The sequence below is a fragment of the Xanthobacter sp. DMC12 genome (genome assembly GCF_056314105.1).
In genome coordinates, this window is record NZ_JBQUYZ010000002.1 from 794,302 (window position 1) to 815,768 (window position 21,467).

General features: G+C 64.7%; 20 protein-coding genes and 2 pseudogenes. 9 read left to right on the top strand and 13 right to left on the bottom strand.

Annotated elements, in window-relative coordinates; translation table 11 throughout:
• Nucleotides 1–11: 11 nt before the first annotated feature.
• Nucleotides 12–905 (top strand): LysR family transcriptional regulator, encoded by an 894-nt coding sequence (locus ACT535_RS11805; RefSeq protein ID WP_476364491.1) that lies wholly within the window; start codon nt 12–14, stop codon nt 903–905.
• A gap of 93 nt (nt 906–998) precedes the next feature.
• On the opposite strand, the gene ACT535_RS11810 is transcribed toward ACT535_RS11805, so the two are convergent.
• Complete coding sequence (locus ACT535_RS11810; protein WP_476364492.1) at nt 999–1,781, bottom strand: DUF4394 domain-containing protein; 783 nt, start codon at nt 1,779–1,781, stop codon at nt 999–1,001.
• A gap of 154 nt (nt 1,782–1,935) precedes the next feature.
• Between ACT535_RS11810 and ACT535_RS11815 the strand changes: the two genes are divergently transcribed.
• From ACT535_RS11815 to ACT535_RS11825, 3 genes are all read left to right on the top strand, one after another.
• The gene (locus tag ACT535_RS11815) at nt 1,936–2,505 is read left to right on the top strand and encodes a sigma-70 family RNA polymerase sigma factor (RefSeq protein WP_476364493.1); all 570 of its coding nucleotides are present in this window, start codon (nt 1,936–1,938) and stop codon (nt 2,503–2,505) included.
• Nucleotides 2,502–3,242: an anti-sigma factor gene (locus ACT535_RS11820; RefSeq protein WP_476364494.1), complete on the top strand. Its 741-nt coding sequence runs from the start codon at nt 2,502–2,504 to the stop codon at nt 3,240–3,242. Before ACT535_RS11815 ends, ACT535_RS11820 begins: the two co-directional genes overlap by 4 nt.
• Before the next feature lie 143 nt (nt 3,243–3,385).
• Nucleotides 3,386–5,356, top strand: a complete 1,971-nt coding sequence (locus tag ACT535_RS11825) for an ABC transporter ATP-binding protein/permease (protein WP_476364495.1) — start codon at nt 3,386–3,388, stop codon at nt 5,354–5,356.
• Between the two features lie 567 nt (nt 5,357–5,923).
• Here the strand turns inward: ACT535_RS11825 and ACT535_RS11830 are convergent.
• The 3 genes from ACT535_RS11830 to ACT535_RS11840 all read right to left on the bottom strand — a co-directional run bounded on the left by ACT535_RS11830 (nt 5,924) and on the right by ACT535_RS11840 (nt 8,704).
• Entirely contained in the window at nt 5,924–6,250 is a 327-nt protein-coding gene (locus tag ACT535_RS11830; RefSeq protein ID WP_476364496.1) for a hypothetical protein, read from the bottom strand.
• A gap of 201 nt (nt 6,251–6,451) precedes the next feature.
• On the bottom strand, nt 6,452–7,111 hold the full coding sequence (locus ACT535_RS11835) for an aspartate/glutamate racemase family protein (protein WP_476364497.1): 660 nt from the start codon (nt 7,109–7,111) through the stop codon (nt 6,452–6,454).
• Nucleotides 7,112–7,159: 48 nt separating this feature from the next.
• The gene (locus tag ACT535_RS11840) at nt 7,160–8,704 is read right to left on the bottom strand and encodes an MFS transporter (protein ID WP_476364498.1); all 1,545 of its coding nucleotides are present in this window, start codon (nt 8,702–8,704) and stop codon (nt 7,160–7,162) included.
• Between the two features lie 111 nt (nt 8,705–8,815).
• On the opposite strand from ACT535_RS11840, the gene ACT535_RS11845 reads away from it, so the two are divergent.
• Nucleotides 8,816–9,667, top strand: coding sequence for a MurR/RpiR family transcriptional regulator (locus ACT535_RS11845; protein ID WP_476314392.1), 852 nt, complete (start codon nt 8,816–8,818; stop codon nt 9,665–9,667).
• 56 nt (nt 9,668–9,723) lie between these two features.
• A pseudogene (locus tag ACT535_RS11850) lies at nt 9,724–9,930 on the top strand (IS5/IS1182 family transposase); the annotation flags it as partial.
• A gap of 38 nt (nt 9,931–9,968) precedes the next feature.
• On the opposite strand, the pseudogene ACT535_RS11855 reads toward ACT535_RS11850, so the two are convergent.
• The 3 genes and pseudogenes from ACT535_RS11855 to ACT535_RS11865 form a co-directional block, all read right to left on the bottom strand.
• A pseudogene (locus ACT535_RS11855) lies at nt 9,969–10,055 on the bottom strand (oxidoreductase); the annotation flags it as partial.
• A gap of 115 nt (nt 10,056–10,170) precedes the next feature.
• Nucleotides 10,171–11,172 carry an NADP-dependent oxidoreductase gene (locus ACT535_RS11860; RefSeq protein WP_476364499.1) on the bottom strand — a complete coding sequence of 334 codons (1,002 nt, stop codon included), beginning with the start codon at nt 11,170–11,172 and terminating at the stop codon, nt 10,171–10,173.
• Nucleotides 11,173–11,205: 33 nt separating this feature from the next.
• Nucleotides 11,206–11,994 carry an SDR family NAD(P)-dependent oxidoreductase gene (locus ACT535_RS11865; protein ID WP_476364500.1) on the bottom strand — a complete coding sequence of 263 codons (789 nt, stop codon included), beginning with the start codon at nt 11,992–11,994 and terminating at the stop codon, nt 11,206–11,208.
• Between the two features lie 108 nt (nt 11,995–12,102).
• Between ACT535_RS11865 and ACT535_RS11870 the strand changes: the two genes are divergently transcribed.
• A complete protein-coding gene (locus ACT535_RS11870) occupies nt 12,103–12,666 on the top strand; it encodes a TetR/AcrR family transcriptional regulator (protein ID WP_476364716.1) in 564 nt (187 codons plus the stop codon).
• Nucleotides 12,667–12,923: 257 nt separating this feature from the next.
• Here ACT535_RS11870 and ACT535_RS11875 read toward each other — a convergent pair whose 3' ends face one another.
• On the bottom strand, nt 12,924–13,901 hold the full coding sequence (locus ACT535_RS11875) for a LysR family transcriptional regulator (protein WP_476364501.1): 978 nt from the start codon (nt 13,899–13,901) through the stop codon (nt 12,924–12,926).
• Nucleotides 13,902–14,129: 228 nt separating this feature from the next.
• Between ACT535_RS11875 and ACT535_RS11880 the strand changes: the two genes are divergently transcribed.
• Nucleotides 14,130–14,678: a hypothetical protein gene (locus ACT535_RS11880; RefSeq protein WP_476364502.1), complete on the top strand. Its 549-nt coding sequence runs from the start codon at nt 14,130–14,132 to the stop codon at nt 14,676–14,678.
• Nucleotides 14,679–14,693: 15 nt separating this feature from the next.
• Entirely contained in the window at nt 14,694–15,662 is a 969-nt protein-coding gene (locus tag ACT535_RS11885) for an NAD(P)H-quinone oxidoreductase (protein WP_476364503.1), read from the top strand.
• 535 nt (nt 15,663–16,197) lie between these two features.
• Here the strand turns inward: ACT535_RS11885 and ACT535_RS11890 are convergent.
• The 5 genes from ACT535_RS11890 to ACT535_RS11910 all read right to left on the bottom strand — a co-directional run bounded on the left by ACT535_RS11890 (nt 16,198) and on the right by ACT535_RS11910 (nt 20,800).
• The gene (locus ACT535_RS11890; RefSeq protein ID WP_476364504.1) at nt 16,198–17,340 is read right to left on the bottom strand and encodes a tail fiber domain-containing protein; all 1,143 of its coding nucleotides are present in this window, start codon (nt 17,338–17,340) and stop codon (nt 16,198–16,200) included.
• A gap of 23 nt (nt 17,341–17,363) precedes the next feature.
• Nucleotides 17,364–18,107, bottom strand: a complete 744-nt coding sequence (locus ACT535_RS11895; RefSeq protein WP_476364505.1) for a hypothetical protein — start codon at nt 18,105–18,107, stop codon at nt 17,364–17,366.
• A 195-nt stretch (nt 18,108–18,302) separates the two neighbouring features.
• Entirely contained in the window at nt 18,303–19,238 is a 936-nt protein-coding gene (locus tag ACT535_RS11900) for a hypothetical protein (protein WP_476364506.1), read from the bottom strand.
• Nucleotides 19,189–19,419 (bottom strand): carbon storage regulator, encoded by a 231-nt coding sequence (locus tag ACT535_RS11905; RefSeq protein WP_476364507.1) that lies wholly within the window; start codon nt 19,417–19,419, stop codon nt 19,189–19,191. The genes ACT535_RS11900 and ACT535_RS11905 overlap by 50 nt, the downstream gene beginning before the upstream one ends.
• 130 nt (nt 19,420–19,549) lie before the next feature.
• Nucleotides 19,550–20,800 (bottom strand): tyrosine-type recombinase/integrase, encoded by a 1,251-nt coding sequence (locus ACT535_RS11910; protein WP_476364717.1) that lies wholly within the window; start codon nt 20,798–20,800, stop codon nt 19,550–19,552.
• Nucleotides 20,801–21,467: the final 667 nt, after the last annotated feature.

A 21,467-nucleotide genomic window follows, 5' to 3' on the forward strand; every position in this document is an offset into this window, starting at 1 on the left:
TATCGAACGATATGGGATCGCTGAACTACAACCATCTGCGCTATTTCTGGGCGGTCGCTCACGACGGAAACCTCACACGCACGGCCGAGCGGCTGAATCTCACGCAATCCGCCTTGTCGGTGCAGATCCGCAAGCTCGAGGACCAACTCGGCCATTCCCTGTTCGAGCGTCGCGGGCGCCAGCTCCATCTGACCGAGGCGGGGCAGATCGTGCTCGATCATGCCGATGCGATCTTCGCGACGGGTGAGGAGATGCTGGGGACGCTGCGGCAGACAGGAGCGGCTCGGCAGGCGCTGCGCGTGGGCTCGCTGGCCACGCTGTCGCGCAATTTTCAGCTGGAATTCCTGCGCCCGGTTCTCGGCCGCACGGACATCGATCTCATCTTGCGATCGGGCAGCGCGGCCGAACTTCTGCGGGCGCTCGAGGCCCTCAATCTCGACCTTGTGGTGTTGAACCATGCGCCGCCGGGCGACGCTCTGACGCCTCTCGTTGCCCATCGTCTCGCCGAGCGTCCGATCAGCCTCGTCGGCACGCCGGATCGTCTGGGGCGCGCAGCGAGCCTCGCCGATCGCCTGCGGACACATCCCATCATCCTGCCGACGCTGGACAGCAGCATACGCAGCGGATTCGACGCGTTGACGGATCGCCTCGGTGTCCGGCCGCAGATCGTGGCCGAAGTGGAGGACATGGCGATGATGCGGCTTCTCGCCCGCGAGGACATCGGGCTTGCGGTTCTTCCGCCCATCGTGGTCAAGGACGAGATCGCGGCGGGCGTGCTGGTGGAAGGCGACCAGTTGCCCGGCATCATGGAAACCTTCCACGCGGTGACCATGGCGCGGCGGTTCCCTAATCCTCTGGTGCGGCTTCTCCTTCAACCGTCAGCAGCGAAGGAAGGCATGGCCTGAGGTCGTGCGCCGCCTCATGGCGCGGGGCCAATTCATCGGCATAGTAAAGCCGCCGGAGCGATCCGGCGGCTTTCTCGTCCCAGCGGGTCGTCGTCACATCGCCGGCAACACCGCAATGTCGTGGACCGGCCCGCTCACGCCCTTGATCTTGCCGACCTCGCTGGCCGCGCCCTTGGCGAGATCGACGCGGTACAGCGTGCCGTCTGCCACCAGCCAGCCTTCGCTCGCCGCGGCGTCCACCATGACGATGTCGAACGCATAGCTCTTGGCCTTCACCCCGAGCTTGCCGACAGCAGTCAGCACGCCGTCATTGGGCGGCGCCTGCTTCACCAGCGCGCCGATGGTCGCGTCGATATTGTAGAGGGCGGTTTCCTTCGCGCCCTTCACCGCATTGGTGTAGCCGCCGGCCACGATGTTCGGTGTCTCGCCCTTGTGCATGTCGGTGTCCGCGAACTTCAGCGTGCCATCCGTCGTGACCTTGCCGTCATCCACGTTGGCGCGGAGATTGGTGCCGTCGCTGCCGATGACCCGCAGCCGATCAGCCACCGGGTTGAAGTCCACCGTCGCCGCCACGCCCCGGGCCAGCGTGCTGCTGAGCTTGGATTTCAGGGTCGCCTTGGCGGTCGAAGTGTCGATCACGGCGACGCTGCCATCGTCGAACAGGCCGTAGAGCATGCCGTCGGCAGGGCGCACGTCGATGCCGATCAGCTTGGCCTCGACGCCGGTCACCTTCATCGGCTTTCCGGCGGTCCAGCTTTTGGCGTCAATGGGGGTGATCATGTTCCCGTCCATAAGGGCGATCACGGTCTGGGCCTGGGCCGTACCAGCACTGGCAAGGAAGCCCGCGAGCATCAGGGCCATCGTCGAGACTTTCATGTGTCTTCCTCCGCTTGAAGCCGAACGGATCGGCTGTGACGGAGCGGCTACCCCCGACCTCCGCGGACGGATGCAGGCCGTCGGTTTTATTCTTCGGTGCATCCGAAGTGCGCGCTCGCGCGTAACCACAGCGTGCGATCCGGGCGGAGGCGAAATGACGGTCCTTGAAGCGGGCAAACCCCGAGCCTCCCGCGACCAACTCGCGCGGGCCCTCGACGGCTGCGCGCGGGGAGATCGATCCAGCCTGCGGCACCTCTATGAGGCGCTCGCCCCGCAGATGATCGGCGTCGCCCTTCGGCTGCTGCGCCGCCGTGACCTGGCCGAAGAGGTCGTGCAGGATACGTTCCTGCGCATCTGGGAGAAGGCCGGGACATTCGATCCGGCGCGCGGCGAACCAGCCACATGGATGTTCGCCATTCTGCGTCATCGTGCCCTCAATGTCCTGCGGGGCGAGGGCCGCACCGAACTGATCGACGATTTCGAGCCGATGGGGTTGGCGAGCGAAGACGCGGATGCCGAGCATGTGGTCATCGCCCTGTCGGAGAACGAGGCGCTGCGCCGCTGCCTCGAACGCCTCGAACCCTTGCGCCGCAATGCTATCGTGCTGGCCTATGCGCGCGGACTGAGCCACGGCGAACTGGCGGGGCGACTCGGCATTCCGCTCGGCACCGCGAAGTCATGGATCCGCCGCGGCCTGCTCTCGCTCCGGGAGTGCCTCGCATGATGGGGCCGGAACAAGAAGCTCTGGCTGCGGAATTCGCGCTGGGCCTGCTCGATGCGGACCAGGCGGCGCGCTGCGAAGCCTTGATGGGAAGCGATCCCGACTTCGCTGCACGGGTTGAGGCATGGCAGCGGCACCTGATCGAGATCGACATGACCGTCAGCCCGGAGCCGCCGACCGAGGGGCTGTGGCGGCGGATCGAAGCCGGGATCGCCAGCCCGGCGGCGGTGCGGGCGCCGGTCCATGCACAGGCACAGGGGGGCACGCGGCAAGGCTGGTTTGCCTCTCTGTGGGGTCATCTTCCGGCCTGGCGTGCGATGGGGCTTGCGGCGGGAGCAGCCTGCCTCGCTCTGGCCATGGCCCTGACAGTGCAAACCCGCAGCATCGCCCGCACACCGGTGCTGGTCGCGGTGATGATGTCAGACCAGAATCGACCGCTCGCGCTCGTCAACGCATTTCGCGACGGCCGCGCGGAGCTCGTGCCGCTGCAGGCGCTCAACGCCCCTGAGGGCAAGTCGCTGCAAGTGTGGACCCTGTGGGATCGCAGCCGCGGTCCGGTTTCGGTCGGCCTTCTCGAAGCGATGCGCAATATCGATCTGAGGGTCGCGGGGCTCCCTTCGACCAGCCCCGACCAGTTGTTCGAAGTCACGCTGGAGCCCGCTGGCGGTTCCCCGACCGGGCGGCCGACGGGGCCCATCCTCATGAAGGGCAACGCATCGCGGACTGACGTCGGAACGTAGCTCGTCAGACGCGGCGGCCGGGAGTCCGCGTCCAACGCGCCAATTCGTCGGAGGCTGTGCGAGTTCGATACCACTGTTGATATTCACGCTACGGAAGCTGGAGCGTCTCAGGAACATTCGAATTCTCGGCGCGTTAAGGCGCCATGACCACCGCCGAAGCTCCCGCTCGTCCGACCGACAAACCAGATGCGACCGCAGAGTCCGAACTGGACAGCGTGATCGCGGAGAGCGGGAAGGTGGTTGAACCGCCACCGCCCGAAGCCATAGAGCCCGATCCCTCCCTGGCGCCGGAGGAAATCGAGCGGCTTCGCAAATCCTATCTGCTGAAGCGCTTCTGGATCAGCGCGCGGGGATACTGGGGCGCCAAGGGCGACAGGCTCGCCTGGGTCTTCACCATCGGCCTTCTGCTCCTGATTGTCACCAACGTTGGCTTCCAGTACGCCATAAACGTCTGGAATCGTTCGATCTTCGACGGCATCGAAAAGCGCGACGCCTCCACCGTCTTCTTCCTCACGGCCGTCTTCTTTCCGCTCGCGGCGGGAAGCGTCGCCCTGGGCGTGGCGCAGGTCTATGCGCGCATGGGCATGCAGCGGCGCTGGCGCGCATGGCTGACCAATGCGGTGGTCTCGCGCTGGTTGACGGGAGGCCGCTATTACCAGCTCAATCTGGTGAGCGGAGATCACAAGAACCCCGAATATCGCATCGCCGAGGATCTTCGGGTCGCGACGGAATCCCCCGTGGACTTTCTTGCCGGCGTCACGTCGGCATTCCTCTCGGCAGCGACCTTCATCGTGGTGCTGTGGACCATCGGCGGGGCACTGACAGTCACCGTGGGTGGGGCGGACATCACTATTCCCGGCTTTCTGGTGATCGCGGCGGTGCTCTATGCGCTCATCGCGTCCGGATCGATCCTGCTCATCGGTCGCCGCTTCGTGGAGGTGTCCGAGGAGAAGAACCAGTCCGAGGCGGATTACCGCTATGTGCTGACGCGCGTGCGCGAGAATGGCGAAAGTATCGCCTTGCTCGGGGGCGAGCAGGAAGAGCGGGATGGCATCAATTCCACCTTCTCCGGCGTGCTCCGGCAGTGGTCGCGGCTTGCCGGCCAATACATGCGCACCACGCTTGTTTCACAAGGCTCCAGCCTCATTGCGCCGGTGGTGCCGCTGCTGCTGTGCGCGCCGAAATTTCTCGAAGGCCAGATGTCCCTCGGCGAGGTGATGCAGGCGGCGTCCGCCTTCACCATCGTGCAGACGGCCTTCGGATGGCTGGTCGACAATTATCCCCGGCTTGCCGACTGGAATGCCTGCGCGCGCCGCATCGCCTCGCTGATGATGTCGCTCGATGCCCTGGAGCGGGCGGAGAACGGCGATGGCGTGGGGCGCATCCAGCGCGGCGAGACGGACGGGCAGGCCATGTTGACGCTCAAGGACCTGTCCGTTTCGCTGGATGACGGCACAGCCGTGGTGGACCAGGCCGAGGTAGTGATCGAGCCGGGTGAACGGCTGTTCGTCTCGGGGGCCTCGGGCAGCGGCAAGAGCACGCTGGTGAGGGCCATCGCCGGGCTGTGGCCGTGGGGTGGAGGCAGCATCAATTTCCATCCCGATGCGCGCCTCTTCATGCTGCCTCAGAAGCCCTATGTGCCCTCGGGCACACTGCGGCGGGCGGCAGCCTATCCAGGCGGGGCCGAGGACTGGTCGGCCGAGGAGATCGGCGCGGCGCTGAGCGCGGTCGGACTTGATCACTTGAAGGAGAAGATCGAGGAGGATGCGCCCTGGGACCAGACGCTGTCCGGCGGCGAGAAGCAGCGTCTGGCGTTTGCGCGCCTGCTGCTGCATCGCCCCGACATCATCGTGCTCGACGAGGCGACCTCCGCCCTTGACGACAAGAGCCAGGACAGGATGATGGAGCTAGTGACCACCGAGCTGCCGGAGGCCACCATCGTCAGCGTCGCCCACCGCGCCGAGCTGGAAGCCTTCCACAGCCGCAAGATTGTGCTGGAGCGCCGGAAGGGAGGCGCGAAGCTGGTGACTGACATCGATCTCATTCCGCGAAAGGGGAAGCCGCGACTATTGGGGCAATTGCTGCGGCGACGTCGCGCGCCGCCCCCCGCTTAGCGGACTACGCCACGCGGGGCTTTCCGGTCCGCGCACCGCGCGCAGCCGCTGCAATCGCGGACGTGCATGACCGCTTAATGTCATGTCACTGCTCACATGCACCAGTATGACATTTGATGACATTGGCGGCGGCGGTCGCCCAAAGCACGAGCCGGAGCATTTTCGCTATGGGGTCCGGGCGCGGTGCAACCGGGTGCACGGCTTTTGGCTCTGAAGGGGCGGTGATGTAATTGATCACCACCACCTGCCTGCCATTTCGTGCGAGTGGCCATGGAAGGTGCGCGGTGGGTTTGAATAGGCGCGCATTCCGAGATGCCCAGCGATCTGGTGCAACCGGGTGCAGCAGCGGAAACGTAATGGACCACGCCGCCTCCGGTATTGCTAGGTGCTGCTCAAGTCCGCAGGTTTTCGCCGCAGTGGCGTTGTCGATGTGAACCAGGTCGGGACTGAGACACGTCGAGCAAGCGGGTGCATAATATTCGCCCGACCGTTGCAACCGGTTGCACCCGACAGCAATAAGGGCGACCCGCGGGCCGCCCTTTGTGTACTTTCTGTAGGGTAGGGGGATCAGTTCGCCTCGTCTCCGCTGGCGCCGTCCAGGTCGTCGGCAAAAGCTTCGACATCATCCTGCCTATCCTCGATTACAGTCAGGCGAATACCGAAGCGCACCCGAATCAGCTCGAGGGTCTCTTCCAGGGTGAGCGATAGGTTCTCGCACATAAGCGAGTATTCCGCGCAGGCGAAGGTCAGCGCCACGTTCAGGTCATCTGTGCCGGCCTGCTGCTTGGCCGCTTCGAGGGCGCGGGTGACCGTGGTGGCCTGATCGTTGTGGAGGGAGAGGACGACCGAGGCTGGCGCAAGAGATCTCGGAGAAGGGTAGCGATTCGAAATCATGAAAGAGGGGCTCTTGTGCCGGAAGCTGAAATGGGCGGGTCGTCCACTAACGGACATCGGGCGGAATAACAGCGCCCATCCTACCAAGTTTTAGTATAGACCGCCGATGAATCGCGCAATCCGGTCCGAGTGAATCCGCGAGGGTGAAAAAATAAAAGTATGATATTCTAATAATAATGTAATATGTTTTCACGGATATTATTAAATTAACCCGCTCGGATCGCGCTCTAGGATTTTCTGGATCGCGGCCGGCACGGGCTCGACGATCCGGTCGGGAAAGTGCAGGCGCAGTCTTGCAGCGGCGGCGCTGAGTGGGCCACCTCCGATCACCACGGTGTCCGCGCCGTCCTGCTCGATGCAGGCGGTCGCCGCCGCGGCCAGGGCCTGGTCCTGCGCGGGAGGATCCGCCGCGAGCGAGATGGGGTCGCCATTCGGTACGCGAACGCCCGTAAACTGGCTCTGAAGACCAAGGTCGCGGACGCCGGCCTCGATGGAGCGCACGAGATCCGGCGTCGTTGTGGCGATCCCGAAGCGGGATCCTTTCGCCGCGGCCTTGAGGACGGCCGCTTCGCCGATACCAACCACTGGAACCCGCAGGAGCGCACGCAGCGCCCCCACTCCCGGATTGCCGAAGGCCGATACGATGATGGCATCGACGCACGATGCCTCCGCGAGCCCGATGCGGACGACCTCGTCGGCCGCCTCGGCAAGGGCGGCCTCGTCCACGATCATGGCGGCCCCGCTCATGGCCGTCACCCCTCGCAGGGTGACGTCATCGGGCAGAAGGGGCCGCGCGACCGAAAGCATCATCTCGGTCGAGCGTGTCGAGGTATTTGGATTGATGAGGAGGATCGTTGTCACGGAAAGTTCCTGATACCGGGGCCCGACCTCGGCCCCGGGGGAGAGGTGTCAGGCGGTCTGAAGCGGACGTTCGGCCGGCGCCGTCTCCGGCACGGCTTCCATCGACTTTCCGAAGGTTTCCGGCGCGAACTGCACGGCGATGGCGAAGATCGCGTACATGCCCGCCATCATGGTGAACATGCCGGCGACACCGGCCATGTCGAACACCCGGCCGGTAAGCAGCGGCATCCATGCGCCCGCCATGGTCCCGAGCGCAAGGATGAAGGCCGTGCCGAAGCCGCGAACCCGGGTGGGGTAGTTTTCCGGCGCGAAGATCCAGATGGTCGTGTTCAGGAGCAGCACGAAAAACTGAAATGCGGCGCCGAACGCGAGGATCAGCGCGTCGGTCGTGGCCAGGAAGCCGAAGCCGAGCCCCGCCGCCACGGCGCACAGGGCACCCGTCGTCAGCACGATCTTGCGCGGGACGCGCGCTGCCAGCACCGCCGCCGTGAGCGCGCCCAACAGGCTGCCGCTCTGCAGGATGATCGTGTACAGGAAGCTCCGCGTGATCGTATGGCCCTGCGAGACGAGGATCGTCGGCATAAGGGTCAGCACGGTGAGCTGCGCGCCGAACGTCATCCAGGACGCGATCCCAACGGCTAGGGTGCGACGAAGAAGGCCGCGGCGGAAGATGTCGGCCACGATCGCGCCGAGCCTGGGCGTCTCGATTACCGGCTGCGAGGTGACGTGATCGGTTACCGGCACGTTCTTGGTCGAGAAGGACCCGGTCGCAAGTTGCGACAGCACGCGATTGGCTTCTGCCACCCGGCCGCGTGTGACCAGGAAGCGTGGCGTCTCCGGCACGAAGCGCCGAAAGAACACGACCAGGACCGCCGGCAGCACGAGCGCGCCGAACAGCCACCTCCAGCCGTCCCCGCCTGGGAACAGGGTGAAGATCAGGAGGGCGAAGGCCGGGGCCAGCATGTTGCCGAGGCCGCCGCCTCCCACATTGATGAGCCCGACCGCCGTACCGCGGAACTTGGAGGAGCAGAACTCGGCGAGCAGGGTGACTGCCGTCACGATCTCGCCGCCGAGCCCGAGGCCGACGATGAAACGGCCGATGGCCATCGTGGTGTAGCCGGGCGCGAGCGCGCAGATCGCGGCGCCGACCGTGAACAACAGCAGGTTGACGTTCAGCATGAAGCGGCGGCCCACCCTATCGGCCAGGACGCCGGAGCCGAGCCGCCCCATGGCGGCCGCGACGAAGGTCATCGTGTTGAGAAACCCGATGTCGGCCGCGGAAAGATGCCACTGTTCCCGCAGGAACGGGGCGATCAGCCCCACGGTATTCTGCTCGAAGACGTCGAACATCACCCCGAAAAGCACCAGCAGCACGATGAGCTTGTGCGCGTTGGTCACGCCGATCGTGTCGAGGGCGGTCTCGACCTGCACTGCCGCCTCGGACGCGGGGGCGGAAAGCTGCACGTTTTCCCCAGCCATGGTCAGTCCCTTCGTTGGTCCCCAAACCCGCAGGACGGCTGCGATTGAATTTTCAATACACAAGTTCTGCAAAATTTTTTTCAGCAACTTCCATGCCAGCGCAACGATCCGCATGGTGCCGCGCGGCGCTTTGGGTCATACAGGAGCTGGATCGCATCCCCGCGGCAGGCGGGCCGAACCGCGGTTCGGCTGAAGGCACAAGATGATAGGAACAGGTGAGGCGCGGTGAGCACGACGATTTCGGCCAAGGACTCGCTGGTGGCGCGCATCACGCGTCACAGGGATGATCTGTCTCCGACCGAGAGGCGGCTCGCCGAATTCTTGATCGATTTCCCGGGCAATCTGCCTGCTTATACGGCAACTGAGCTTGCCAATGCCGCACGGGTCTCCAATGCGGCGGTGACCCGCTTTTTTCATCGGCTCGGGTATGAAAGCTATAACGACGCGCGGCGGCAGGTGCGGCTGGAGCAGAAGGCCGGCTCTCCGCTGATGCTGCTGAGCGGCGAGAGCCATGCCAGCGACACGTTGCGCGCCCACCTCGAACTCAGTGTCCAGAACCTGTCCGAGACCTACGGCGGATTGTCCGACGAGATGATCGACCGAATCGCGCGGGCCATGCTCGCGGCAAAGCGCGTCTGGTTCGTGGGCTTCCGCAACAATCAGTCCTTCGCGGCTTATCTGCGCTGGCAGGTCTTCCGCGTCATCGAGACCAGCATCCTGCTGCCGGTTGCGGGCGAGACCATCGCCGAATATGCGGTAACCCTGAATAAGGGCGACGTCCTCATCGTCTTCGCCCTGCGGCGTTCGACGCCTGCCTCCTCTCACCTGATCACGCGGGCAGTCGAGGCCGGCGCGCAGGTCCTGTGCGTGGTGGACTCGGCCACGGAGAATCCGGGCCCGGCCACATGGCTCATCACCTGCCAGGCGCGGGCGGCCGGCCCGCTGGATAACCACGTGGCGGTGATCGGGCTTTCGCATTTTCTGGCCACCCGCGTCCTGGAACTCAGTGGCCGTGAAGGCCGGCGCCGCATGGCCGCGATCGAGGCTGCGCACGATGCCTTCGATGAGGAGCCCTAGGAGCCTGTCCGGTGTAACGGTATCGACGGCTCTGGTGTGACGTGATTCACTTGCGCATGGCCAAGACGTTTCGCTTGTGGGATGTGGATCAAGGCTGGCTTCTGCCGGCTTCGGTGCATGATTTTGTGCCGCCGGATCGCGTGGCGCATTTCGTTCGTGACACGGTGCGGGAGGGTCTCGATCTCTCGGCCATCCTCGCCGGCTAGACCGAGGATCGGAGCTTCACGCCCTACCATCCCGGAATGATGGTGGGGCTGCTGCTCTAGGGCTACAGCCGAGGCCTCTATTCCTCGCGGCCTCTCGCCCGCGCTAGGGCTTCGGCACTCGCCCGGCCGATGCCGGACGACGCCCCTGTCACAAGAGCGGTTTTTGGAGAGTGTGAGGACATAGCTGCTGATCCGGTTTGAGGGACGAGGGAACAGGTCCGCCATCGCGGCCCAAATAGTTAATGCCAGACAGCGCCGCAGGGCCGGCCATATGTCCGGGTGGGGCCGCAGCCGCCGTCATTTCAGCCGGACGACGACCTTGCCTTTGGACCGTCCGGTGTCGAGATAGGCCAAGGCTTCGTTGGTCGCTTCAAACGGGAAGACTCGGTCCATGATCGGGCGAATGGCCCCAGCCTCGATCAGCGTCGTGACCTGGCTCAACTGCCCGCCATCCGCCCGCATGAACAGGAAGGAGTAATGGACACCCCGGGCTTTGGCCTTCTTGCGGATGCCGAAGCTCAGAAGGCGCACGAGCTGACTCAGCATCCAGTTCAGCCCCTGCTGCCGCGCGAAATCGGCGTCAGGTGGGCCGGAGATCGAAATCAGCTTCCCGCCGGGCTTCAGCACGCTCAGGGACTTCTTGAGCGTATCGCCGTCCAGGCTGTTCAGGACGACATCGTAGCCCGTCAGGACTTTCTCGAAGTTCTGCGTCTTGTAGTCGATCACGACATCGGCGCCGAGGCTTCGGACCAGTTCGACATTGGCGGTGCTGGTGGTCGTCGCGACCGTCGCGCCGAGATGCTTCGCCAGTTGAATGGCGAATGTCCCAACGCCGCCCGAGCCCGCGTGGATGAGGATCTTCTGTCCCTTGCGCAAATCGGCGCGGTCGATCAGGGCCTGCCAGGCCGTCAGCCCGACCAGAGGGATGGACGCCGCTTCCTCCATGGTCAGGTTGTTCGGCTTCAGCGCGAGATCGTCCTCATGGATGGAAATCCGCTCCGCGAAGGTTCCGACCCGGCCATCCCGCGGACGGGCATAGACCTCGTCCCCCGCCTTGAAGCGGCGGACCTTCGCGCCAACCCGCGCGACCCGTCCCGCCATGTCGTGTCCCAGCACGAAAGGCGGGCGATACGGAAGAAGGGGCTTGAAAGCGCCATCCCGGATCTTCGAATCTAGAGGGTTCAGCCCGGCGGTGTGAATCTCGACCAGGACGTCCTCTTCACCCAGAGAGGGCTCCGGCCTATCGCCAAAGCGAAGGATGCCGCTCTTCTTGTATCTGTCGAGGATGAAGGCCTTCATGATGGTGTGCTCTCTGGGTTCCTGCACAAAGGCTCAGTCGGCCGTCCGGTAACGTGCGGCGGCGTGTTCCTGGCGTGTGTTCGGCAGCATGGCCTGACGCGCGGCCTGGAAGGTGTTCCACTGCTCCACATTCGGCAGCGGCGGGATCGTGACGGCCTCGCGGCGGTCGAAGCCGACCATGGCTGCATCGACCAGCTCATTTACGTCCATCACACCGGTCATGGTGCTGACATCGGCACCGGCGTGCTCCCAGATCTCGGTGCGCGTGGCGGCGGGAAGCACCGCCTGGACATAGACGCCCTTCGGGCCGAGCTCGAGGCTGAGCCCCTGCGACAGGAACAGTGCGAAAGCCTTGGTGGCACCATAGACCGTCATGGCGAATTCCGGCGCCAGCCCGACCACCGAGCCGATATTGACGATCGCGCCCCCGCCGGCCTGAGCCAGGCGCGGGGCGATGGCACTGGCCAGCCGCAGCACCGCAGTGGTGTTGAGGGCGAGCAGCCGCGCGACATCATCGGTGCTCTGCTCGATGAAGCTGCCGCCAATGGCCGTTCCGGCATTGTTGATGAGGATGCCGATGCGGGCGTCGTCGCGTAGGCGGGCTTCCACGGCCGCGAGGTCGGCGAGCTGTGTCAGGTCGGCCGTGATGATGTCGATCGCCACTCCGGTCTGCTCACGCAGGCGAGCTGCCAGCCCCTCCATGCGTGCCGTGTTGCGGGCGACCAGCACCAGAGCATGCCCTCGGCGGGCGAACCGCTCGGCATAAGCTGCGCCAATGCCGGTCGAGGCACCGGTGATAAGAACGGAGGGGTGTGCGGCCATGGGTTGCTCTCTCTTCAATACGCAGCCATATACATGATAGCCATCATGATTGAGTCTAAATATGATGATCATCATGTAACTGTCAATGACGCGCTGGAGGAATCTGAAATGAAGGTCAGCCGCGAGCAGATGGCCGAGAACCGCCGCCGTATCCTCGACGCCGCCAGTTCGCTGTTTCGCGACAGGGGATTCGACGCGGTCAGCGTGGCCGAGGTGATGAAGGCCGCCGGGCTCACCCATGGCGGTTTCTATGGTCATTTCAGTTCGAAGGATGATTTGGTCGCGCAGACGCTGGCCCATGTCCTGGCGGCGGACTCAGACGGAAATGGCGATTTCAGCCATTATCTGAGCGCCTATCTGTCGCCGCGCCATCGCGACAATCCGGCCGGGGGTTGCCCCACGGCGGGCCTTGCCGCCGCCATACGCCACCAGACCCCAGCGGCACGCGCGGCGATGACGGAAGGGCTTCGCTCGCAAATCGCCCGTATCGAGACGGCGCTCCCGCAGGCGCAGCCGGCAGACCGGCGCCGCACCGCGATTGGAAGCTGGGCGGCGATGGTGGGCGCCGTCATCCTCGCCCGCGCCATTGATGACCCCGCTCTTTCGGACGAGATCCTGGAGCAGACGCGCGCCTGGATCGAAGCGGGGATCACGGCCGAGTCAGTCTTGTAATTCCGAGGCCTGCGAACGGAGTTGGATCGCATCCTCAGCTAGAAGTAGGCCACCACCAATTTGATATGGACTTCAAAGCGGAGGTTTCGAAGGTACCTTTTGGTCAGCTCCGCCCTTTGGCAATTCATCGGCGCGTATGTTCGCTTCTCCTTTGAAATCCCTAATAGCGGACAGTCTGCCATCGGCCCCATTCCGGACGTTCAGGCCCGCTCTTGGCAAGTTCCGCTCCTGGCGGCCTCCCGTCGATCGGGCAGGGATCATGAATCCCATACGGGGGGATTGCCGATGAATGTACGCAAGGCCTCGGTGAAGGCCCGCACCTTCGCGCTTGGCTGCGGCAGGGCGCGCAGGAGGTAGATGCCTGCGGGCTCTTCGTTCCAGGGCTCGCGGCCGAGCGGCAGGCGCACGAGCCTGCGGGCCCTCACGTCTGGGCCGACGACCCAGCTCGGCAGAAATGCGATGCCCAGACCCGCCTCGGCCGCCGCGCGTTGGGCTTCGAAATCATCCGAACGAAAGCTCACTGTTCCATTTCCGGCATGGCCGGCCGGGCAGCCGAGAACATCGCGCCAGCCCAGGAGATCGGCACCATGCAGCTTGTCGATCAGCCGATGCGATGACAGGTCTTCTGCGCTGTCGGGCATGCCGGCCCGCTTCAGATAGTCCGGGCTGGCCACAAGCCGCCGCGCGAGGGGCGCCACCTTTGTTGCGATCAGCGTGCTGTCGGTCAGCGCGCCCATGCGGATGACGACATCGAGGCGCTCGATGACAGGATCGGCCAGCCGCTCCGTCAGATCGAGTTCGACGTGCAATGCGGGGTGCTCGCCCTGCATGGCCGCGACGACCGGCAGCACATAGCGCTTGCCGAAGGAGGGGAAGCAGGCAATCCGCAATGTGCCCGAGACGGAGCCATCGAAGGCGGCGACCTCCGCATGGGTATCGGCGAGCTCGTCCAGGTGCCGCTGCGCCCGCTCGTGGAGGCGCTGGCCGGCATCGGTGAGGGTGAGCGCCCGCGTCGAGCGGATGAAGAGCGCGACGCCCAGATCCTCCTCCAGCGCATCGATCTGGCGAACGATCGCCGAAGGCGTCACGGCGCGTCGCCGCGCGGCCCCGGAGAAGCTCCCGGCCCGGATGACATCCACGAAGGTGGCAAGGAATTCGGCGAAATGGGGTCTCATCTTTGCGGTCCGGGCAAAGCCATTTGCAGGAGGATCCGGCTTATCGCCGATGCCGGACACTCGCATATTCGCCGCGTCAACACAGCGGCGGCGCCCCGCTATTCGGCCCGATTCATCGCAGCCGCAGCGCGGCGGCGTTCCATCTCGCAAGATATCACAGGGTCACAAAGATATTGAAATACGTCGGCCCTGACGCCGCGCGTGACCCTTTCTGCTTCGTTCCCCCACGTAGCGGGGCCCATCGCATGCGGGGCATCCCGTTCAAACGCTGATCGAGAAGGCAAGACCATGAAAATTCTCACCGACAAGATCCTCTCGCAGTCGGCCTATACTGCGGAGATCGACGTTCCTTTTGAAAAGATCGACATCGCCGATTGGCTGTTCAGCCTGCCGGAAGCGGAATATCTGCGCTGCTGCCCGCCCGACCACATCGGCTCCGGCGTCACGACCACCGACGATGGCCGCCGTATGGTGATCAATGTGGAGATGATCGGCACCGGCCTCGTCATCCAGCACTACATCGCCGAGGAGGCGACGGCGAACTATTGCCGGATGAACTCGCTCTCCGACGTGTTCACCCCCGTCGGCCGCACGCAGGTCAATGTGCTCTGGGAGCTGATGGCCGAGAAGATCGAGGGCGGAAGGACCCGCTACACCAATCGTGTCACCTCGCGCCCGACCGACGTGTTCATGGATTTCCTCGCCGCGCACGGCCAGACTTTCGAGCAGGCGGCCATCGCCCGGCAGGAAGCCGGTGGCGATCACAACCGCCGAGAAACGCCGCTCTTCGCCGGCAGCATCGGACGCCGTGCGCTCGCCAAGGCCGCGGCGAAATGAAAGCCATCGTGTTCGATGCATTCGGCCCGGCCCGACGTGCTCCATCTCGGCGACGTGTCGATGCCGGAGGTTCGCCCGGGCGATCTTCTGGTCAAGGTGCACGCCGCTGGCGTCAACCGCGCCGATCTGTTGCAGCGTCAGGGCTATTACGGCCGGCAAAGCTATGGCGAAAGCGATCTGCTCGGGCTGGAAGTGGCCGGCGAGGTTGTCGCTGTCGGAAGCGGCGTGACCGATGTCCGCATCGGTGAGCGCGTGATGGCTATCGTGGGCGGCGGTGCCTATGCCGAGTATGCCCGCGTCGATCGGGGCATGGCGGTGCGCATTCCGCCGGATCTCGATGATCTCGGCGCGGCGGCGGTGATGGAATCCTTCGTCACCGCCTGGGAGGCGGCCGTGCATCTGGCAGGGACGGCGCAGAACACGTCCATCCTCGTCCATGCGGCGGCGGGCGGGGTCGGCTCCGCCGTGGTGAAGATCGCCCACGCCCTCGGCGCCCGCGTCTTCGCGACCTCCAACGCCGAGCGACGCGACGACGTTCTCACCCTCGGCGCGGAGACGGTGTTCGACTATCGATCCGAGGACTACGAAAAGGGCGTGCGCGACGCCACCGGCGGGACAGGGGTCGACGTGGTCGTCGACTTCGTCGGCGGTGACTATCTCCCACGCAATCTGCGGAGCCTCGCTCCAGGCGGCCGTCTCGTTCAGGTCGGCCTGCTGGGCGGGCAGGATAGCGCTGCGATTCCGCTGGCTCTCCTGCTGCACAACCATCTTCGCCTCATCGGGACGGTGATGAAATCGCGGACGGCGGACGAGAAGCGCGCGATGGTACGGCGGTTCGCGGAGGGCGCACTGCCTTTGTTCGCCGACGGCCGGCTGACGCCGCTTGTCGGCAAGGTCTATCCGCTCTCACAGGCCGCTGAAGCGCATCGCGCCATGGAAGTGGGCGGCGGGTTCGGCAAGGTCGTGCTGAAGGTCGCGGAGTAGAGCCGCGGAGGAGACTTCGCGCACGTCGGCTTTAGATGACGGATGGCTGAGTGTCGGCGTGGTCGTCCATCGCAGTGTTAGCTGTTGGCGCACGTTGGCCGATGGTTATCTGCGAGAAGGCTAGAGAGCCTCGATACCGAGATTTCTACGGGACCTCGAAGACGCCGACCCTGGCTGGTCACCTGGGGAGGGTTCGGACGACCGAACCGGTCACACCACCGTTATGGGCCAGAGCCGGCGCCAAACCCCTCCGGGATACCTGGGGACTACACCGGCATTGAGTGCCGACGCATCGATCCAGCCTACGGAAGGGCTGGAGAAACGGTAAGGCCTCGCCGAGATTGGAGCAAGGCGCTCTTCTGCCGTAAGACAGGCTCGGCGAGATGATGGCTATAGCGCGAACGTTCCGCTAACCACCTGCTCTCCGATACGGGACTTGTCGGACCTCCCCCATCGAGGGGGAGTGAGCGCCCGTGCTGGTCTTCAATCGGCTTGCGGCTACCGCCCGTAGACCAGGGCGGTCCGGCATCGCGGCCTATGACGCACCCTGACGGATACCTCGACCACCGCGTCCGATTGGCTCCCCTCCCTTGCGGTCATACGCCGGCAGCCCCTTCGCCAGCTTCTCCACCTTCGCGTCCAGTTCTTTGACCGCCCCCATGGTCACACCGACCGCGTCAATGACCGGGATGGAGTGCCCGTCACCCTTGCCGGTGGCGGCCTTGAAGTGCTGTGCATAGGTGCCGATGTGGCGCTCGCCGTCACCCATGCCGGGCTTGTAGTCCCACTCCTGCACCGGCATCGAGCGCACGGCTTCCAGCGTCCCGGTGGCCGGCTCCTTGTTCTCCTTCGCGTTCTCGTCGGAGAAGATAAGGCCCGCTCCCGTGCCGATCGCGCCCATAAGGTCACTGTTGGACTGCGACGCGGCGTTGTTCTGGGCATTCCAGGCGGAGAGCTGGCCATTGTACAGATTGGTCAGCACGCCGGCCTGCTTGGTGTAGCCGTCGATCGCCGTCTGGGTGCCGGACTGCATGATACCGGCCGTTTTGATGTTGGCACTGTTCGCAGCCGCGACATTGCCGGTCGCCGAATTGCCGATCTGAGCGCCTGTGGCGAGAGCCGCGCTCGCCTGACCGGCAAGCCCGTTCCCCATTCCGATGGCGCTCGCCCGCAGGCGCATCCCCTGAAGCCGTAGATCGCTGCGGGCCCTGTTTTCCGCCCCGGCCGCACCAAGCGCGGTCGCCGTGTCGGCCGCGCGGTCGGCGCCTGCCCAGCGGCCGGAATTCGGATTCACGCCCATCGACGCCTGCTGGCGCCGGCGGGCCGCATCCTGGCTCGCAGCGGCCTTAACGACATCGCCTCGCGCTTCGGCGGCTACGGCGGCCTGTCGCTCAGGGCTATCCCACGCCTGCGCGTCCGCGATGTACTGGTCCTGAAGCGGCTGGAAGACCTTTTCCAGGCGATCACGATCCGCCGCCGCCCAACCGTTCAGCGTGTCCTGAGCGTCGAGCTGGGAACCGACGACCTTCCCCGCCACGTTATCGAGGTTCGCCTGCCGATCCTTGGCATCGGCATAGAACTGCTTCGCGAAGTCGAGGTAGCTCGAGCCGAGGGAAGCGATCTTGTTCGCCGCCTGCCCGATCTTCGGGCTTGGGGAGCGGCATGTCTCCGCCATCATCCATGGTGTCTCTCCCCTGAGCGTCAGTTCGAGTAAGCCGGGAGGCCTCGGCTTTCGCGGTAGCGGCGTTCGGCCTCTTGCTGCTTCTCACGAACGCCACGGATGGCCTCGTCGCGCTCGCGGCTCTTTCTCTCCTGAGCTTCCCGCCTGAGGCGATCGCGGCGCTCCATCATGTCGGTGTGCAGCTTGATGCGGGCGCTATTGGCCTTGCGTACCTCCTCGGCGTTCCGGCGTTCCTGCTCCAGCATCTCGTTGCCGGAGCGGATGGCGTCATCAGCAAAGCGATCCATGGCCTCGTCGGCCGGCAAATCCCGCCCCCGGAGATCCTCAACGGCGCGGATACCGCGGGCACCGGCCTGGGCGACGCCGCCAAGCGCCTTGCGGCCGTAGCCAACGTACATGTTGCCGAGGCTGACGGTCGGCTCCCGCGCGGGAGGAGCGCTCGCTGGGCTCGCCCCGACCGGAAGCCTTGCTTCATCATCGGCCGATGCGGGCGGCGGCTCCGGCGCCGAAGTGGATGAAGCAGGTTGTTCCCTAGGCTGGGGCGCAGATGTGGCGGCCCGATCTTCAGTGGCCGGCCGCCAGATCGGAATGCTGCGTGCCGCGCCCCCCACCGTCGGCGGAACGGCACTGCTGCCATCACCGCCACCATACCCCGCAGCTGCGACCCCACGATCCTGCGCGCGAAGCACCTCGACCGCCTTCGCGACCTTCTCGTCGTCCGTGAGCCGGGCGTAGCTGAAGTCGTTCGCCAAAAGCGACTTCATGGTGCTGTCCAGCCGCTTGCGGAACTCGACAATGCCCTGCGGGCCACGAAGTTACGCCTCCTTCAGCGCGGCTTCCAGCATCATCATGCCGGTCTCGCGCGCCTCAGTACGCTTGTCCTTCGCGATCGCGGAGCGCACCTTGTCGGCCGCCTCCCACCTGCTGCATCCCGGACTTGAACACCTGCTCCGGCGCCATCAGCTCGATGCCCATCCGGTAGATGCCCTCGCGGCCCTCGATGGAACCGGTCCATTTCTTGTCCGTGGCCTTGTCCTCAAATTCGAGGTCCATTCCCACGGTGTTGCCGTGCCGTCCTTGTCCTTGCGGAGCTTCGCGGTCGTGGTGCGCCCGTCCTCGAAATAGCCCTGCTGATTGTAGGCGGCGGTCATGTGCTTCGCGAAGCCGTCAGGATCGTCGCGGGAGGCGGCCTGAAGCGCCTTCGCCCAGCTCTCCATGCCCTTTTGCACACCCTCGGTCTTGAGCCAGTTGTTATAGGCCTGAGCCTTCTCGGGCTGCCCGGCGCGCATGTAGGCTTCGGTTACCAGCGGCGCGCTCTTGGCCGTGTAATAGTCCATGAAGGGCTTCACATCCTTCTCCCCCGCTGCGCGCGCCTGCCCCTTGTCCGTAAAGGTGGCGTCCCCGACCTTGAACGCAGGCAGGCCCTTGCCGTCAGGCGTCGGCCCCTGCGCCTCGATCGGTTGGATCGCGCCTTCCACGTCCGCGTTGCGTGCGGCGCTCGCCTGATCCGCCGCCTGCGAGTAGGCGCCCTTGACGGCATCGTTGCGCTGCCAGTCCTGCCGCTGACGATCCCGCTGTTCGTTGGTGAAGGCTTGGTTCTGGCCCTCGGCCGCGATACGCCGCTGTCGATCTTCCTTGGCGAGAGCGCGATGCTCTCGAACGAACGACCGGTCCTCATCCTGAAGCTGGATGCGCCGTCCCCGGTCCTCCTTGGCGAGGGAACGGTCCTCGTGCTCGAAGGCGCGCCGGCGATCGCGCTCTTCCTTGGCCGCGCCGGCAGGGTCCGAGAACCGCTCAAAGGCACGAGCGCGCCGGGCGAACGTCAGCCAATCGAAGCGGACACGCTCAGCTCCGGGGGAATACGGGTCGCGGCACATCCTGTGCTCCGTCAGCAAGGGAAAAGGAGGCCCGTGCGCCAGAGCCGCGACCCGCGCGATGCTCGATCTTCATGTCCTTGGGCGCGGTGATGCCGATGCGTGCATGTTGCCCGGCCCCACCCGAGGTGCGGCCGACGAGCACGATCGTCACGTCTCCGACGACGATGCTGTCACCCAGATATAGGTTGGTCATGAGCATGGCCCGCCGATCAGAATACTGTCGCGAGCAGAGGTCAATCAGACCGATATCATGAGACGCCGGAAGGAAAATACGACGAAATACAAAGATGAGTCGCCAAGTGTCTCAGAGAGCGATATCTGGATTTTCGTTATCCACAGGCAGCTTTCGCTTCGTCCGCGCCTTCGCCTCGCTGTTCGGCAGGCTCTGTCGTGCAGAAGGTGGCCCAGGCCTGCATCAGTTCTCGACGTTTCTCCAGCGCATCCCCGCGACGGTACGCGCGTTCGGTGGCGTCGCCGACCACATGGGCAAGGGCGGCCTCGGCAATCTCGCGCGGGAAGCTCGTCTCCTCCGCAGCCCAGTCACGGAATGACGAGCGGAAGCCATGTACGGTGAACACCTGCTTCTGCCTCCGCAGGAGCATTTCCATCGCCATGGCGCTGAGGGGGCGCATGGGGCGAAGACCGGGAAACACGAAGGCCCTCTCCGGGTCATCGCCCCGACGATGGGGCTCGGCCTCCCTCAAGACGGCTATTGCCGCGTCCGACAGGGGGACGCGGTGCTCTCGCCCGGCTTTCATCCGTGTCGCCGCCACCGTCCATACTGCCGCCTTGAGGTCGATCTCCGCCCAGGTGGCGCTGAGCACTTCGCCCGACCTCGCGGCCGTCAGGATCGCAAATTCCAAAGCGCGGGCCGCCATAGCCGGCCGCGCCCTTAGGGCAACAATGAAGGCTGGCACCTCAGAGTAGGGGAGGGCGGCATGGTGGCCGCGCTGGAGCTTCTGGCGCTTGGACAGCCGATGTTGAAGATTGCCCTTCCACTGCGCGGGGTTCTCTCCGGAGCGAAGGCCTTCCACCTTGGCCGCGTCGAGAACCCGTTCGATCCGGCCGCGTAGCCGGGAGGCGGTTTCGTTCTTCTCCTGCCAGATGGGTTCGAGCACCTTGAGGATGTCCACCGCCGTGATGTCGGCGATCTTCATGTCGCGGATGGCGGAGCAATAGGTCGGGCCAAGGGTCATCTCCCATTGGGCGACGTGCTTATCGTTGCGGAAGCCGTGAGCAAGCTTCGTAATCAGGTCGTCAGCGAAGGTGCCGAACGTCGGAGCCGCTTCAGCTTCCTTGCGAACGGCCAATGCGGCCTCGCGCACCGCGAACGGATCGCCGCCATCGGCGACGATGCGGCGAGCCTCATCAGCCTTCAGGCGGGCGGCAGCAAGCGTCACGTCGTTCAGGGAGCCCAGGCCCATCTCCCGGCGCTTCCCATCGCGCTTGAACATGAACAGCCACGCCTTCGATCCCGTTGGGCCGATCTGAAGGTACAGGTTGCCACCGTCAGGATAGCGGCCGGGCTCTTTCAGGCTTGCCACCGTGCGCGCCGTCAGCCGGTTCATCTCCCTCGCCATGCCGGCGTCTCCAATCGCGAGTTCGAATTCCACCGCCACGGGCTGCCGATCCAGAAAACCAATTTCTGGAATTTCTGGACTATCCAGCATCCAGAAAATGCGCCAGCAACACGTTGAAATGCTTGATATTCGATTTTCTGGATTTTCTGATTATCTGGCTATAAGACACACGTTCTTATATATAGGTATTATAATGCTCATATTGACCTATAGCCTTTCCAGCCCGTACCCGCTGGATGGGTGGCGGAGATGATCAACCCCACCCGCATCCAACCCCACCCGACCCCACCTTCAACCCCACCCTAAGCGGCGGTTCTCCAAATGCAACGAAATACGCTGAAGAGCAACTAATCGTTGTATGATAGTCCATTGTGGGGAGCCATGAAGGCGTCCAAGGGCGCCAGAGGGCATCGGTATGGCGGACTCTCTCTCCGCCAGACCCCTGTTTCACACCATGCCCAAAAGCCTCAGAATGTAACGCCCGTAAGGCTTTCACTGGCCTTGGTGTTCCTCTGTGTCTCACTCCATACCCCTGCGTCGCGGTTCTGCGTTGGGGTGGCGTTGGGGTAGCTTTCGGGGGCGTCTTTCACGCCCCCAACGCGAGCACTCCGATGGCCCTCAAGCTCAACAGGCTCAACGCTCGACAGGTCTCGACATCTCCAAGCCC

Excerpts from the sequence above, each read along its gene's own strand:
- ACT535_RS11805 (WP_476364491.1), top strand. The coding sequence starts at position 12 with ATGGGATCGCTGAACTACAACCATCTGCGCTATTTCTGGGCGGTCGCT.
- ACT535_RS11815 (WP_476364493.1), top strand. The coding sequence starts at position 1,936 with ATGACGGTCCTTGAAGCGGGCAAACCCCGAGCCTCCCGCGACCAACTC.
- ACT535_RS11810 (WP_476364492.1), bottom strand. The coding sequence starts at position 1,781 with ATGAAAGTCTCGACGATGGCCCTGATGCTCGCGGGCTTCCTTGCCAGT.
- ACT535_RS11895 (WP_476364505.1), bottom strand. The coding sequence starts at position 18,107 with ATGAAGTCGCTTTTGGCGAACGACTTCAGCTACGCCCGGCTCACGGAC.
- ACT535_RS11905 (WP_476364507.1), bottom strand. The coding sequence starts at position 19,419 with ATGCTCATGACCAACCTATATCTGGGTGACAGCATCGTCGTCGGAGAC.
- ACT535_RS11890 (WP_476364504.1), bottom strand. The coding sequence starts at position 17,340 with ATGATGGCGGAGACATGCCGCTCCCCAAGCCCGAAGATCGGGCAGGCG.
- ACT535_RS11840 (WP_476364498.1), bottom strand. The coding sequence starts at position 8,704 with ATGCGGATCGTTGCGCTGGCATGGAAGTTGCTGAAAAAAATTTTGCAG.
- ACT535_RS11885 (WP_476364503.1), top strand. The coding sequence starts at position 14,694 with ATGCATTCGGCCCGGCCCGACGTGCTCCATCTCGGCGACGTGTCGATG.
- ACT535_RS11910 (WP_476364717.1), bottom strand. The coding sequence starts at position 20,800 with ATGGCGAGGGAGATGAACCGGCTGACGGCGCGCACGGTGGCAAGCCTG.
- ACT535_RS11865 (WP_476364500.1), bottom strand. The coding sequence starts at position 11,994 with ATGGCCGCACACCCCTCCGTTCTTATCACCGGTGCCTCGACCGGCATT.
- ACT535_RS11830 (WP_476364496.1), bottom strand. The coding sequence starts at position 6,250 with ATGATTTCGAATCGCTACCCTTCTCCGAGATCTCTTGCGCCAGCCTCG.
- ACT535_RS11870 (WP_476364716.1), top strand. The coding sequence starts at position 12,103 with ATGAAGGTCAGCCGCGAGCAGATGGCCGAGAACCGCCGCCGTATCCTC.
- ACT535_RS11880 (WP_476364502.1), top strand. The coding sequence starts at position 14,130 with ATGAAAATTCTCACCGACAAGATCCTCTCGCAGTCGGCCTATACTGCG.
- ACT535_RS11820 (WP_476364494.1), top strand. The coding sequence starts at position 2,502 with ATGATGGGGCCGGAACAAGAAGCTCTGGCTGCGGAATTCGCGCTGGGC.
- ACT535_RS11825 (WP_476364495.1), top strand. The coding sequence starts at position 3,386 with ATGACCACCGCCGAAGCTCCCGCTCGTCCGACCGACAAACCAGATGCG.
- ACT535_RS11860 (WP_476364499.1), bottom strand. The coding sequence starts at position 11,172 with ATGAAGGCCTTCATCCTCGACAGATACAAGAAGAGCGGCATCCTTCGC.